We start from the raw sequence: 12,041 nt of genomic DNA on the forward strand, positions 1-12,041 counted from the left end.
GCGCCACCGTCTCGCCGCGGGCGATCTCGAAGGAGACGTTGCGCACCGCGCGCACCGCCTTGTCGCCCTTGCCGAAATCGACCGACAGGTCGCGGACCTCGAGCAGCTTGTCGCTCATGTCGGCACCTTGCGCGGGTTGAAGGCGTCGCGCACCGCCTCGCCGATGAATACCAGCAGGGACATCATGAGGGCGAGAATGGCAAAGCCGGTGAAGGCGAGCCACGGCGCATTGAGGTTGTTCTTGCCCTGCAGCAGCAGCTCGCCCAGCGACGGAGAACCGACCGGCAGGCCGAAACCCAGGAAGTCGAGTGAGGTCAGCGTGGTCACGGAGCCGGCCAGGATGAAGGGCAGAAAGGTGAGGCTCGCGGTCATGGCGTTGGGCAGGATGTGCCGAAACATGATGCGGGCGTCCAGCATCCCGAGCGCCCGGGCGGCGCGGACATAGTCGAAATTGCGTCCGCGCAGGAACTCGGCGCGCACCAGGCCGACCAGCGCCATCCAGCTGAACAGCAGCATGATGCCCAGCAGCACCCAGAAGCCGGGCTGGATGAAGCTCGCCAGGATGATCAGCAGGTATAGGCTCGGCATGCTCGACCAGATCTCGAGAAAGCGCTGCATCAGGAGGTCGACGGCGCCGCCGAAATAGCCCTGCACGGCGCCCGCGACGACGCCGATGATCGAGCTCAGCACAGTCAGCGCCAGCCCGAACAGGACCGAGATGCGAAAGCCGTAAATCACGCGGGCCAGCACGTCGCGCGCCTGATCGTCGGTGCCCAGCGGATGGGCCCATGACGGCGGCTGCAGCGCCTGGCGGCCCTCGCCCCGCGATACCGTGTCGTAGCTGTAGGGGATGGGCGGCCAGATCATCCAGCCCTTCTCCTCGATCAGCTTCTGCAGCTCGGGCTCGCTGTAGACGGCATCGGTCGGAAAATCGCCGCCGAATGTCGTCTCCGGGTAGTCGCGCACCAGGGGTGAATAGAAACCGCCATCGTAGTAGATCAGCAGGGGCCTGTTGTTGGCCAGCAGCTCGGCGAACAGCGACAGCACGAAGAGTATGCCGAACACGACCAGCGAGATCATGCCGCGCTTGCTCGAGCGGAAGATGGCAAACCGGCGTCGGGTATTGGGACGCATCAGCCACGCGCCTCGAAATCGATGCGCGGGTCGATCACCGTGTACATGATGTCGCCCAGGATGCCCATCACCAGCCCGATCAGGCCGAAAAAGTAGAGCGTGCCGAACATGATCGGGTAGTCGCGGTTGATTGCCGCCTCGAAGCCCAGCAGACCGATGCCGTCGAGCGAGAAGATCACCTCGATCAGCAGCGACCCGGTGAACAGCACGCCGATGAAGGCCGCGGGGAAGCCGGCAATGACGATCAGCATGGCATTGCGGAAGACGTGGCCGTAGAGCACGCGGCGCTCGACCAGGCCCTTGGCGCGGGCGGTCAGCACGTACTGCTTGTGGATCTCCTCGATGAAGGAGTTCTTGGTCAGGAAGGTGAGGGTGGCGAAGCCGCCGATCACCATGGCGCCGATCGGCAGCACCATGTGCCAGAAATAGTCGAGCACCTTGTCGATTGTGCCGAGCGAGCCCCAGTCGTCGGACACCAGGCCGCGCAGTGGGAACCATTTGAAGTAGCTGCCGCCGGCGAACAGGACCACCAGCAGGAGCGCGAACAGGAAACCCGGGATGGCGTTCAGCACGATCAGGATCGACGAGCTCGACAGGTCGAAGCGCGAGCCGTCGCGCACCGCCTTGGCGATGCCGAGCGGAATCGAGACGAAATAGATCAGCAGCGTCGTCCAGACGCCGAGCGAGATCGACACCGGCATCTTCTCGAGCACCAGGTCGACGACCCGCTTGTTGCGGAAGAAGCTCTCGCCGAAGTCGAAGACGAGGTAGTTCCGCATCATGAGGAAGAAGCGCTCGTAGATCGGCTTGTCGAAGCCGTACATCTTCTCGATGCGCTCGATCAGCTCCTTCGGGAGGCCCCGGGCGCCGCGGTAGGCGCCGCCGCCGGACGTGTCGGTTGCCGATTTCTGCACCGTCTCGCCGCCGCTCGAGCTGCCGGAGAAGCGCGCCGTGGCGTCGACCGCCGTGCCCTGGATCTGGGCCAGCATCTGCTCGACCGGGCCGCCGGGCGCCGCCTGGATGACGAAGAAGTTGATCACCATGATGCCGATGAGCGTCGGCACCACCAGCATCAGCCGGCGCAGGATGTAGGCGAGCATTACAGACTCTCCTCCCCAGCTCCGCTGGGGAGGTGCCCCGTCTTACGGGGCGGAGGGGTCATGGACTCACGAACCATGAGAGTCATGACCCCTCCGTCGCCGTAAGTCGGCGACACCTCCCCAGCTTCGCTGGGGAGGAGGATTCGAACCTCACTTTCCGCCCCCGCGCTGCAGGGTCTTGTCCTTGGCCTCGTCGATCCACCAGGTGTCGAAGGCAACCGGCGCATAGCGGGCGCTCTTGGCCGGCCGCGCGAAGCGGTTCCAGTAGGCGACGTAGGCGGTGTTGCTGTGCCAGTTGGGCACCACGAAGTGGCCCCACAGGAGCACGCGGTCGAGCGCTCGGGTGACGTTGATCAGGCTCTCACGGTCGGGTGCGGCGATCAGGGTCTCGACCAGCCGGTCGACCGCCTCGTCGCGGATGCCGATCGAGTTGCGGCTGCCCGGGGTGCCGGCCGCCTTCGAGCCCCAGAAGTCGCGCTGCTCGTTGCCCGGCGAAAGTGACTGACCGAAGCCCTCGACCATCATGTCGTAGTCGAACTCGTCCTCGCGGCGCTTGAACTGCGCCGTATCGATCGTCCGCACGCTCATGTCGATGCCGATACGCTCGAGGTTCTGCTTGTAGGGCAGGACCACGCGCTCGAAGCTCGCATCGTTGAGTATCATCTCGAAGGCGAGCCTCTTGCCCGACTTCGTCTCGGTCATCTTGCCGTCCTTGATTTCCCAGCCGGCTTCCTTGAGCAGCACCAGGGCGCGGCGGGCGAGGTCGCGGACGTTGCCGGTGCCGTCCGATTCGGGAAGCTTGAACTCCTTCGTGAACACCTCGTCGGGAATCCTGCCGCGCAGCGGCTCGAGGTACTTGAGCTCGGCGGGTGTCGGCAGGCCCGACGAGGCGAGCTCGGAGTTGCCGAAGAACGAGATGTTGCGTTTGTACATCCCGTAGAACAGGTTCTTGTTCGTCCAGGCGAAGTCGAACATGGTGCCGATCGCCTCACGCACGCGGCGATCCTTGAAGTACTCGCGCCGCGTGTTGAAGGCGAAGCATTGCATGCCGGTCGGCAACTCGTGCGGGATCTCGGCGCGCTGAATGCGGCCGTCGCGCACCGGCGGGATGTCGTAGGCGGTCGCCCAGTTGCGCGCGATATTTTCCTGGCGGATGTCGATCTCGCCCGCCTTGAAGGCCTCGAACTGCACCGTCACGTCGCGGTAGTACTCGTAGCGAATGACCTCGAAATTGTTGCGGCCGCGGTTCATCCAGAGGTCCTTCGCCCACCAGTTGTCGACCCGGCGGTAGGCGATCGAGCGCCCGACATCGACCGAATCGACCTTGTAGGCGCCGCTGCCCAGCGGCATCTCGAGCGACACCTTCTCGAAGTCGCGCGTCGCCCACCATTTCGACGGCAGAACGGGCAGCTGGCCGACGATCAGCGGCAGCTCCTTGTTGCTGCTGTCGCGGAAGGTGAACAGAACCTTTCGGTCGCCGACCTTCTCGGCCTTGAGCACGTCGTGATAGTAGAAGGCGTAGTTCGGTGCGCCCTTGGCTTTGAGGATGTCGAAGGTGAAGATGACGTCCTCGACCGTGATTGGCGTGCCGTCGTGGAACCTCGCCTGCGGCCTGAGTGTGAAGGCCACCCAGGAGCGATCCTCCGGCCATTCGATGGTCTCGGCGACCAGGCCGTACTCGGTCGAGGCCTCGTCGCGCGACGACCAGCAGAGCGTGTCCCAGATCGCCGAGATGCCGGCCGCCGGCACGCTTTTCACGATGAAGGGGTGCAGGGAATCGAAGGTGCCGCGCGCCGCCAGCCGCACCGTGCCACCCTTGGGGGCGGCCGGGTTGAGGTAGTCGGGCGGACCGGCGTCGGCAGCATATTTCGGCACGCCGTGCATGGCAAAGCCATGGCCTACGGTCACCTTGGGCGAGCCCTGGGCTCGCACGATTGCCGGCGCGGCCATCCAAAATGCCGCGCCCCTCGCCAGAATGCTGCGCCGTTTGATCGACATGCGATGCGCTCCCCGATCTCTGTCGCTGCAGTCCATATAACGTGCCCGACTTGGGCGGCACTATGGCCGGCCGGTTACTTCGCTGTCAGCTTTGGCACACCGCATCCTCCCCCGTCATCGGGGGAGGTGGCCCACAAGGGCCGGAGAGGGAAGGCCTCAGTCGAGATGCTTCCGACGTCGTAATCAGAAGCATCTCGACTTAGGCCTTCCCCTTCGCCCCGTATGACGGGGCGCCTCCCCTGATGACGCAGGGCATTCGCATATGGAAAAAAGCCGTCATCACGACGGGAGCCGAGCGCAGCGAGGCGTAGTGGAGGGACCTTTCTTATTGCTGCGCCAGCAAGAAAGGTCCCTCGACTGCGCCGCCAATGGCGCCGTAAACAGCGCCTAGTCGGGCGGCTCCGCTCGGGATGACGGGTTTATTGCCATATGCGAATGCCCTGACCGATGGCGGGGGAGGGACGTGAGAAATGCCTCGCACATGCTGCGCGCAACGGGAGCAGGAGATTCAGCTCTCGCCCTTGATGCCCGCCTCCTTCACAAGCCTGCCGTAGCGGGCGTGGTCGGCCTTCCACATCGCCATCACTTCGGCGGGGGCTCGCGGCGCCGGTACCTCGCAGCCGGCTTTGATCAGCCGGTCGCGCGTCTCGGCGTTGCCGAGGGCCTTCATCGCCGAGCCGTGCAGGCGCTCGACGATCGGCGCCGGCGTGCCGGCGCGCACCGCGATGACGTACCAGCTCATGACCTGGGCATCGGCGAAGCCTGCCTCGGCGAAGGTCGGAACGTCGGGCAGCGTCGACAGGCGCTTGTCGGCCAGCACGGCGAGCGCCCTGAGCTTGCCTGCCTGGACATGCTGGAGGGCGAGTGTCGTGGGCAGCAGGCCGACCTGCAGGCGGCCCTCGAGCAGGTCGGTCATTCCCGGCGGGATGCCGCGATAGGGCACCGAAACCATGTCGAACTTGTAACGGTTCTTCAGCAGCTCGGCCGACAGGTGGATCGACGAGCCGTTGCCGGGGTTGAGGTAGTGAAGCTTGCCCGGATTGGCGCGGCCGTACTCGACCAGCTCCTTCAGCGTCCTGGCCGGCACCGCCGGATTGACCGTAGCCACGGAGGTCGCCACCGCGACCAGGGCCACCGACTGGAAATCGGCGATCGGGTCGTACGAGACCGCCTGCAGCAGCGGCGCCACGACATGCGCGATGGTCGCCATGACCAGGGTATAGCCGTCGGCCGGCGCCTGCGTGACCATGGCGGTGGCGAGCGTCGAATTGGCGCCGGGCTTGGGCTCGACGACGACCGGCTGGCCGAGATCGGCCTGCATCGGGTCGGCCAGCGCGCGGGTCACGATATCGACGATGCCGCCCACCGGGTAGGGCACCAGGATGCGGATGGGCTTGGCCGGATAGGCCTGCGCCCTGGCGTGCGGCGCGGCGGCAAATGCCGCAAGCGCCCCCAGCGTGGCGCGGCGGGTTGGTGTTCTCACGTTGTTTTTTCCTCCCTGAGCGCGCGAGCGTAGGGGCTGGCGTGCGGCTTGTCACTTGGTCCTCCGCCCCAACGAAGTTGGGGAGGTGTCGCCGTCCTCGGCGACCCTGCCTCCGCCTGCGCGAAGCCGCTTCGGCTTCGCGCAGGCAGGTGGAGGGGTCATGGCTCTCCCGGGACGCCCGCGGTCCGAATGACCATGACCCCTCCGTCGCCGAAGACGGTGACACCTCCCCAGCGAAGACGCTGGGAGGAAAATGAAGGCCCGATCTGCGGCTTGCGGAGTTTGACTCCGCCCCGGGCCGGCATCAGGTTGGCGGCATGGCCGATACCACCAATTTTGCTCCCGACTACGACGTGCCGATCGAGTACATGCGGCGGACGCGCGAGTACTATCTCGCGCTGGGCTACGACAATCCCTATCGCTGGGCGCACTACCTCGATGCGCCGTTCCAGCCGCTGAAAAAGCCGCTGGCGGACAGCACGCTGGCGCTGATCAGCACGGCGGCGCCCTTCCAGCCCGACAAGGGTGACCAAGGGCCCGGCGCCGCCTACAACGCCGCCGCCAAGTTCTACACGGTCTATTCGGGCGACACGGCCGTCGACCACGACACGCGCATCTCCCACATCGGCTACGACCGAAAGCACACAACGGCCGCCGACAGCAACACCTGGTTTCCGTTGCCGCTGATGCGCCGGTTCGCCGCCGAGGGCCGCTTCAAGCTGGCCAGGCGTTTCCATGGCGCGCCGACCAACCGTAGCCAGCGCGTGACCCTGGAGACCGATGCGCCGGAGATCCTGGCGCGCTGCCGGCAGGACCAGGTCGACGCGGCGCTGCTGGTCCCGACTTGACCCGTCTGCCACCAGACCGTGAGTCTGGTCGCCCGCTATCTGGAGAGGAACGGGATTCCCACGGTGATCATGGGAGCGGCCAAGGACATCGTCGAGCTTGCCGGCGTGCCGCGCTTCCTGTTCAGCGATTTCCCGCTCGGCAACTCCTGCGGCAAGCCGCACGAGCCCGACACGCAGGCCTTCACGCTCGATCTCACGCTGAAGGTACTGGAGAGCGCGATCGGCCCGCGCACCACCGTGCAGTCGCCGCTGCGCTGGAACGAGGACGGCGACTGGAAGCGCGACTACAACAACCTCGAGCGCATGAGCCCGGAGGAGGTCGCCAGGCGGCGCGCCGAGTTCGACAAGGTGAAGCAGGTGGCCCTCGGTCAGCGCCAGAAGGCTGGTGTGGCGTAGGCTCATGCCTGGTAGCGCGCCAGTCATGGGCCTTGGCGCTGACATGCACGGAAGAGCGCGTCATTCGCTGGGAGCGCGCCACTCCCGTGGCGCAATCTTCGTCGATTGCACGCCGTATGAGCGCCACTGGAATGGCGTGCTCCCAGCACATTTAGGATCGACATGAGCAAGCCGTTTGCCGGAGTAAAGGTTCTCGACTTCACGCGCGTGCTGGCGGGGCCTTACGGCTCCTATCAGCTCGCCCTGCTGGGGGCCGACGTCATCAAGGTCGAATCGCGCGAAGGCGACGACATGCGCTACGGCAACCGCGCCAACGACTGGGAGAAGCGCGGGCTCGCTGCACCCTGGGTCGCGGTCAATGCCGGCAAGCGCTCGATCACCCTCGACCTCAAGAAGCCGGCCGCGATCGAGGCGGTCAAGCGCCTGGTGGCCAGGGTCGACGTGGTGATGGAGAACTTCCGGCCCGGCGTGATGGACAAGCTCGGCATCGGCTACGACGTCCTGAAGGCCATCAACCCGCGGCTGATCTATTGCGCCGTTTCCGGCTTCGGTCAGGTCGGGCCGGATCGCGAGACGGCGGCCTTCGACGGCATGATCCAGGCGATGTCGGGCCTGATGTCGATCACCGGCTTTCCGACGAACGGACCGACCCGCGTGGGCTTCGCCGGCGCCGACGTGATGTCGGGCGCCACGGCGGCGCTGGGCGTCGCCTCGGCGCTCTACCAGCGCACTCATACCGGCAAGGGCCAGCTGGTCGATGTCGCCATGATCGACGCCGTGATGGGCTATCTCGCCCAGCAGTTCACCGAGCACATGATGACCGGCCGGGTGCACGAGCAGGCCGCCAACCTGTCGGTCACGCGCAAGCCGACCGGCGATCTCTACAAGACCAGGGACGGCTGGATCGTGCTCGCCGTCATGACCGAGCCGCAGTTCCAGCGCCTGATGAAAGATATCGGTCGCGCCGACGCGCTCGCCGATCCGCGCTTCCCCGACTGGCCGACGCGCATCCAGAACAACAAGGCGCTGCATGCGATCATCGAGGCCGAGCTGGTGAAGGAGACCTCGGCCACCTGGGCCGAGCGCTTCGCCAGGGCCGACGTGCCGGCCGGCCGCGTGCTCACCATTCCGGAGACCGTGCAGCTCGACCACTTCGATCGCCGTACGATTCTGCAGACGGTCGACACGCCGCACGGTCCGATCCGCGTCGTCGGCTCGGGCTTCAAGCTCGAGCATGGCGGCGGCTCGGTTGACCGCCCGCCGGCGACGCTCGGCCAGCACCCCGACGAGGTGCTGGGCGAGGCCGGCTACCCGCCCGCCGAGATCGCCGAGCTGCGCGCCGCCTGGGTGGTGTAGTTTCTCATTGTCCTCCCCGGCGACGCTGGGGTGGAGCGGTCCTTGCTGGGAGCGCGCCACTCCAATGGCGCTCATGGAATGTGCAATCACCAAGAAGAGCGCCATCGGAGTGGCGCGCTCCCAGCAATGAGAGTTCGAAGGACAGCGAGGACAGGATGTCGAGGCGCAAACGGGTCATCATTGCGGTCATCGTGCTCGAGGTGCTGCTGGGCCTCGGCTGGATATGGTTGAGCCAGGTCGCGGTGAGCGGCGGTGGCAACCCCGACGCGCCGCGCGTCATCGGCCAGGTGATGGGCGGGGCGATGGGGATCCTGCTCGGCATCTCGCCCTTGCTCTACCTGTTCGCCCGCGGCAACGACCGGCGCGCCGAGGAAAGGGCCCGCAAGTCCTGAGAGCGGGCGGCTGCCCCGATCTTGCATTCGGTTTCGGGCAGAAGGCATTCGAGGGTGCGAATCCTGCGCCACTCGCGCAGCCTGACGATCGCCGGCGCCTGGTGCGACCCTCTCGAAGCACGGAACTCCCCACCACTCGTGGCGTTTACCGCGGCGGGCGGTCGGCCTAGTGTTCGCCCCCTGCATTGGAGGTTGCACGATGTCGAGTGAAGCCCTGCACGAGGACGCCGCCAGACTCGGTCCGGAGGTGATCGACCAGCACCGCGCCATCGTCTCCCTGATGGAGGAGCTGGAGGCCGTCGACTGGTACAACCAGCGCGCCAAGGCCACCAGCAACCCCGAGCTGCGCGCCATTCTCGAGCACAATCGCGACGAGGAGAAGGAGCACGCGGCGATGGCGCTGGAATGGCTGCGCCGCAGCGACCCGGTCCTGTCGCAGCATCTGGAGACCTTCCTGTTCAAGGAGGGGCCGATCACCGGGATCGAGGCGGAGATGGTAGCCGGCCAGGGCTACGCGGCAGGCGCTGAAACGGGTGCCGATACCGGTGCCGACACCGGGGCCGGCGCCGATGGCAGCCTCGGCATAGGCAGCCTGCGTCCGCGAGAGGGAGCCGACAGATGATGAAGAACCATCTTTTCCGCGATCGCGCGCCGATCACCGAGGCCGGCTGGGAGGAGATCGAGAAGGAGGCCAAGCGCACCTTGCGCGCGCTGCTGGCGGCGCGACGCGTCGTCGATTTCCGCGGGCCGTTGGGCTGGGGCGCCTCGGACGTCGAGCTGGGTCGCGCCGATCCAATCGGCTCGCCGCCGCAGGGCAGGAACGTCCAGGCGCGCCTGCGCCGTATCCAGCCGCTGGTCGAACTGCGCATTCCGTTCGCGATGAGCCGCGCCGAGCTCGACGCCATCGATCGCGGCGCCCGCGATCCCGATCTCGATGCGGTCACGGCGGCGGCGCGCGAGATCGCCATCGCCGAGGACCGCTCGATCTTCCACGGCTACAAGGAGGCCCAGATCACCGGCATCTGCCAGGCGCGCGCCGCCCACGCGGTGCCGCTGGGGTCGAGCCATGCCGACTATCCCGGTGCCGTCGCGGCCGCCCTGACCAGGCTCAGGGACGACGGCATCGAAGGCAAGTTCGCGGTCGTGCTGAGCGAGCAGCTCTACAAGGATCTCGCCTCGCGCACCGATGGCGGCTATCCGATCCTGAGCCATGTCCAGCGCCTGATCGACGGCGAGATCGTGTCGGCGCCGGGCCTCGACGGCGGGCTGGTGATCTCCCAGCGCGGCGGCGATTTCGAGCTGACGGTCGGCCAGGATTTCTCGATCGGCTATCTCGACCACGACCGCGAAACTGTCCAGCTCTACATCGAGGAAAGCTTCACCTTCCTGATCCTGACCGAGCAGGCGGCACTCCCGCTCAGCAGTGGCGGGAAGTAGCTCATCCTCCTCCCCAGCGAAGCTGGGCAGGCGTCCGCGTAATCGCGGACGGAGGGGTCATGAATCACGAGGACCGCGGGCGTCTCGCGCGCTCATCACATGAGCATGAGCGGGCGAGACGCCCGCGGTCCAAGAGGCCATGACCCGTCCGTCGCCGTAGGACGGCGACACCTCCCCAGCGAAGCTGGGGAGGAGAAGAATGGCCGGACCGCACAGACGCATCCATTCCCTGTTGCGCCAACGTCCTGAAGGTCTACAGTCCGTGCCGTCCAAGGGGGGTCCCGACAAGGGGCTGAGATACCGACGGCCATCCCGGTTCACGGACCGGCGGCAGCGCGGTGACCCTTTGAACCTGATCCGGGTCATGCCGGCGAAGGGACTGGATGCCAATCCTTTGCACGACAGCGCCGGATCTCCGTCAGCCTCCAGCCTCGGGAGATCCTCGTCATGGACACCATCGTTTCAAATCCGACACCGCAGGTGACGACCGGCCCCTTGCCGGCGTCGCGCAAGATCTACGTCACGCCCGATATGGCGCCCGATCTCAGCGTGCCCCTGCGCGAGATCGCGCTCTCCTCGCCGACCGAGCCGCCGGTGCGCGTCTACGACACCACCGGACCCTATTCCGACCCGGACGCCCGCATCGACGTGCGCCAGGGCCTTGCTCGCACGCGGCGCTCCTGGGTGCTGCAGCGTGGCGGCGTCGAGGAGTATGATGGCCGGCCTATCCACGCGATCGACAACGGCAACGTCCAGGCGTCGGCGCTGCAGCCCTTCCCGAACACGCCGCGCCCGCTGCGCGGCCTCGCGGGCAAACCGATCACCCAGTTCGAATGGGCGCGCGCCGGTGTGATCACCAGGGAGATGGTCTACATCGCCGCGCGCGAGAATCTCGGCCGCAAGCAGATGCTCGACGTCGCCCGCGAGCGCCTGGCCGACGGCGAGAGCTTCGGCGCCGCTCTCCCCGAATTCATCACGCCGGAGTTCGTGCGCAGCGAAGTCGCGGCCGGCCGCGCCATCATCCCGGCCAACATCAACCATGGCGAGCTGGAGCCGATGATCATCGGCCGGAATTTCCTGGTGAAGATCAACGCCAACATCGGCAACTCGGCGGTGTCGTCCTCGATGGAGGAAGAGGTCGACAAGATGGTGTGGGCGATCCGCTGGGGCGCCGACACCGTCATGGACCTGTCGACCGGCCGCAACATCCACGACACCCGCGAATGGATCGTGCGCAATTCGCCGGTACCGATCGGCACCGTGCCGATCTACCAGGCGCTGGAAAAGGTCGGCGGCGATCCGACGAAGCTCAGCTGGGAGGTCTATCGCGACACGCTGATCGAGCAGTGCGAGCAGGGCGTCGACTATTTCACCATCCATGCCGGCGTGCGGCTGGCCCACGTGCCGCTGACCGCGAGCCGCATTACCGGCATCGTCAGCCGCGGCGGATCGATGATGGCGCAATGGTGCCTGACCGAGCATCGCGAGAGCTTCCTGTACGAGCATTTCGGCGACATCTGCGACATCATGCGCAAGTACGACGTGTCGTTCTCGCTGGGCGACGGGCTGCGGCCAGGCTGCAACGCCGACGCCAACGACGCGGCGCAATTCGCCGAGCTCGAAACCCTGGGCGAGCTCACCAAGGTCGCCTGGGACAAGGGCTGCCAGGTCATGATCGAGGGGCCGGGCCACGTGCCCATGCACAAGATCAAGGCCAACATGGACAAGCAGCTGCGCGAATGCGGCGAGGCGCCGTTCTACACGCTGGGGCCGCTCGTCACCGACATCGCGCCGGGCTACGACCACATCACCTCGGGCATCGGCGCCGCCATGATCGGCTGGTTCGGCACGGCCATGCTCTGCTACGTGACGCCCAAGGAGCATCTCGGCCTGCCCG

At 66.5% G+C, this 12,041-nt stretch carries 10 protein-coding genes and 1 riboswitch; of the genes, 6 read left to right on the top strand and 4 right to left on the bottom strand.

Annotation, left to right across the window (positions count from 1 at the left end; all coding sequences use genetic code 11):
- Positions 1 to 114 precede the first annotated feature (114 nt).
- From AB7O82_RS32420 to AB7O82_RS32435, 4 genes are all read right to left on the bottom strand, one after another.
- Positions 115 to 1,134 (bottom strand): ABC transporter permease, encoded by a 1,020-nt coding sequence (locus AB7O82_RS32420; protein ID WP_428621218.1) that lies wholly within the window; start codon positions 1,132 to 1,134, stop codon positions 115 to 117.
- Positions 1,134 to 2,234 carry a microcin C ABC transporter permease YejB gene (locus AB7O82_RS32425; protein WP_428621220.1) on the bottom strand — a complete coding sequence of 367 codons (1,101 nt, stop codon included), beginning with the start codon at positions 2,232 to 2,234 and terminating at the stop codon, positions 1,134 to 1,136. The genes AB7O82_RS32420 and AB7O82_RS32425 overlap by 1 nt, the downstream gene beginning before the upstream one ends.
- Before the next feature lie 150 nt (positions 2,235 to 2,384).
- Positions 2,385 to 4,232 carry an extracellular solute-binding protein gene (locus AB7O82_RS32430; RefSeq protein WP_428621221.1) on the bottom strand — a complete coding sequence of 616 codons (1,848 nt, stop codon included), beginning with the start codon at positions 4,230 to 4,232 and terminating at the stop codon, positions 2,385 to 2,387.
- Positions 4,233 to 4,740: 508 nt separating this feature from the next.
- Positions 4,741 to 5,715: a Bug family tripartite tricarboxylate transporter substrate binding protein gene (locus tag AB7O82_RS32435; RefSeq protein ID WP_428621222.1), complete on the bottom strand. Its 975-nt coding sequence runs from the start codon at positions 5,713 to 5,715 to the stop codon at positions 4,741 to 4,743.
- A 317-nt stretch (positions 5,716 to 6,032) separates the two neighbouring features.
- Here AB7O82_RS32435 and AB7O82_RS32440 point away from each other — a divergent pair, with 317 nt between their 5' ends.
- From AB7O82_RS32440 to thiC, 6 genes are all read left to right on the top strand, one after another.
- A complete protein-coding gene (locus tag AB7O82_RS32440) occupies positions 6,033 to 6,959 on the top strand; it encodes a glycine/sarcosine/betaine reductase selenoprotein B family protein (protein WP_428554141.1) in 927 nt (308 codons plus the stop codon).
- A 162-nt stretch (positions 6,960 to 7,121) separates the two neighbouring features.
- Positions 7,122 to 8,315 carry a CaiB/BaiF CoA transferase family protein gene (locus AB7O82_RS32445; protein ID WP_428621223.1) on the top strand — a complete coding sequence of 398 codons (1,194 nt, stop codon included), beginning with the start codon at positions 7,122 to 7,124 and terminating at the stop codon, positions 8,313 to 8,315.
- A 155-nt stretch (positions 8,316 to 8,470) separates the two neighbouring features.
- Positions 8,471 to 8,707, top strand: a complete 237-nt coding sequence (locus AB7O82_RS32450; protein WP_428554135.1) for a hypothetical protein — start codon at positions 8,471 to 8,473, stop codon at positions 8,705 to 8,707.
- 199 nt (positions 8,708 to 8,906) lie between these two features.
- Positions 8,907 to 9,329: an encapsulin-associated ferritin-like protein gene (locus tag AB7O82_RS32455; protein WP_428554132.1), complete on the top strand. Its 423-nt coding sequence runs from the start codon at positions 8,907 to 8,909 to the stop codon at positions 9,327 to 9,329.
- Positions 9,326 to 10,144: a family 1 encapsulin nanocompartment shell protein gene (locus AB7O82_RS32460; protein ID WP_428554130.1), complete on the top strand. Its 819-nt coding sequence runs from the start codon at positions 9,326 to 9,328 to the stop codon at positions 10,142 to 10,144. The genes AB7O82_RS32455 and AB7O82_RS32460 overlap by 4 nt, the downstream gene beginning before the upstream one ends.
- Positions 10,145 to 10,406: 262 nt before the next feature.
- Positions 10,407 to 10,541: riboswitch (TPP riboswitch) on the top strand.
- Between the two features lie 50 nt (positions 10,542 to 10,591).
- Positions 10,592 to 12,041 (top strand): phosphomethylpyrimidine synthase ThiC (gene thiC / locus AB7O82_RS32465; RefSeq protein ID WP_428554127.1); only part of this gene is annotated, 1,450 nt, incomplete at its 3' end.

The organism is Reyranella sp., assembly GCF_050185545.1.
Lineage (GTDB): Bacteria > Pseudomonadota > Alphaproteobacteria > Reyranellales > Reyranellaceae > Reyranella.

What these genes read in the sequence shown, in the direction of transcription:
- AB7O82_RS32420 (WP_428621218.1), bottom strand. Translation starts at nt 1,134, where the DNA reads ATGCGTCCCAATACCCGACGCCGGTTTGCCATCTTCCGCTCGAGCAAG.
- AB7O82_RS32425 (WP_428621220.1), bottom strand. Translation starts at nt 2,234, where the DNA reads ATGCTCGCCTACATCCTGCGCCGGCTGATGCTGGTGGTGCCGACGCTC.
- AB7O82_RS32430 (WP_428621221.1), bottom strand. Translation starts at nt 4,232, where the DNA reads ATGTCGATCAAACGGCGCAGCATTCTGGCGAGGGGCGCGGCATTTTGG.
- AB7O82_RS32445 (WP_428621223.1), top strand. Translation starts at nt 7,122, where the DNA reads ATGAGCAAGCCGTTTGCCGGAGTAAAGGTTCTCGACTTCACGCGCGTG.
- AB7O82_RS32450 (WP_428554135.1), top strand. Translation starts at nt 8,471, where the DNA reads ATGTCGAGGCGCAAACGGGTCATCATTGCGGTCATCGTGCTCGAGGTG.
- AB7O82_RS32455 (WP_428554132.1), top strand. Translation starts at nt 8,907, where the DNA reads ATGTCGAGTGAAGCCCTGCACGAGGACGCCGCCAGACTCGGTCCGGAG.
- AB7O82_RS32460 (WP_428554130.1), top strand. Translation starts at nt 9,326, where the DNA reads ATGATGAAGAACCATCTTTTCCGCGATCGCGCGCCGATCACCGAGGCC.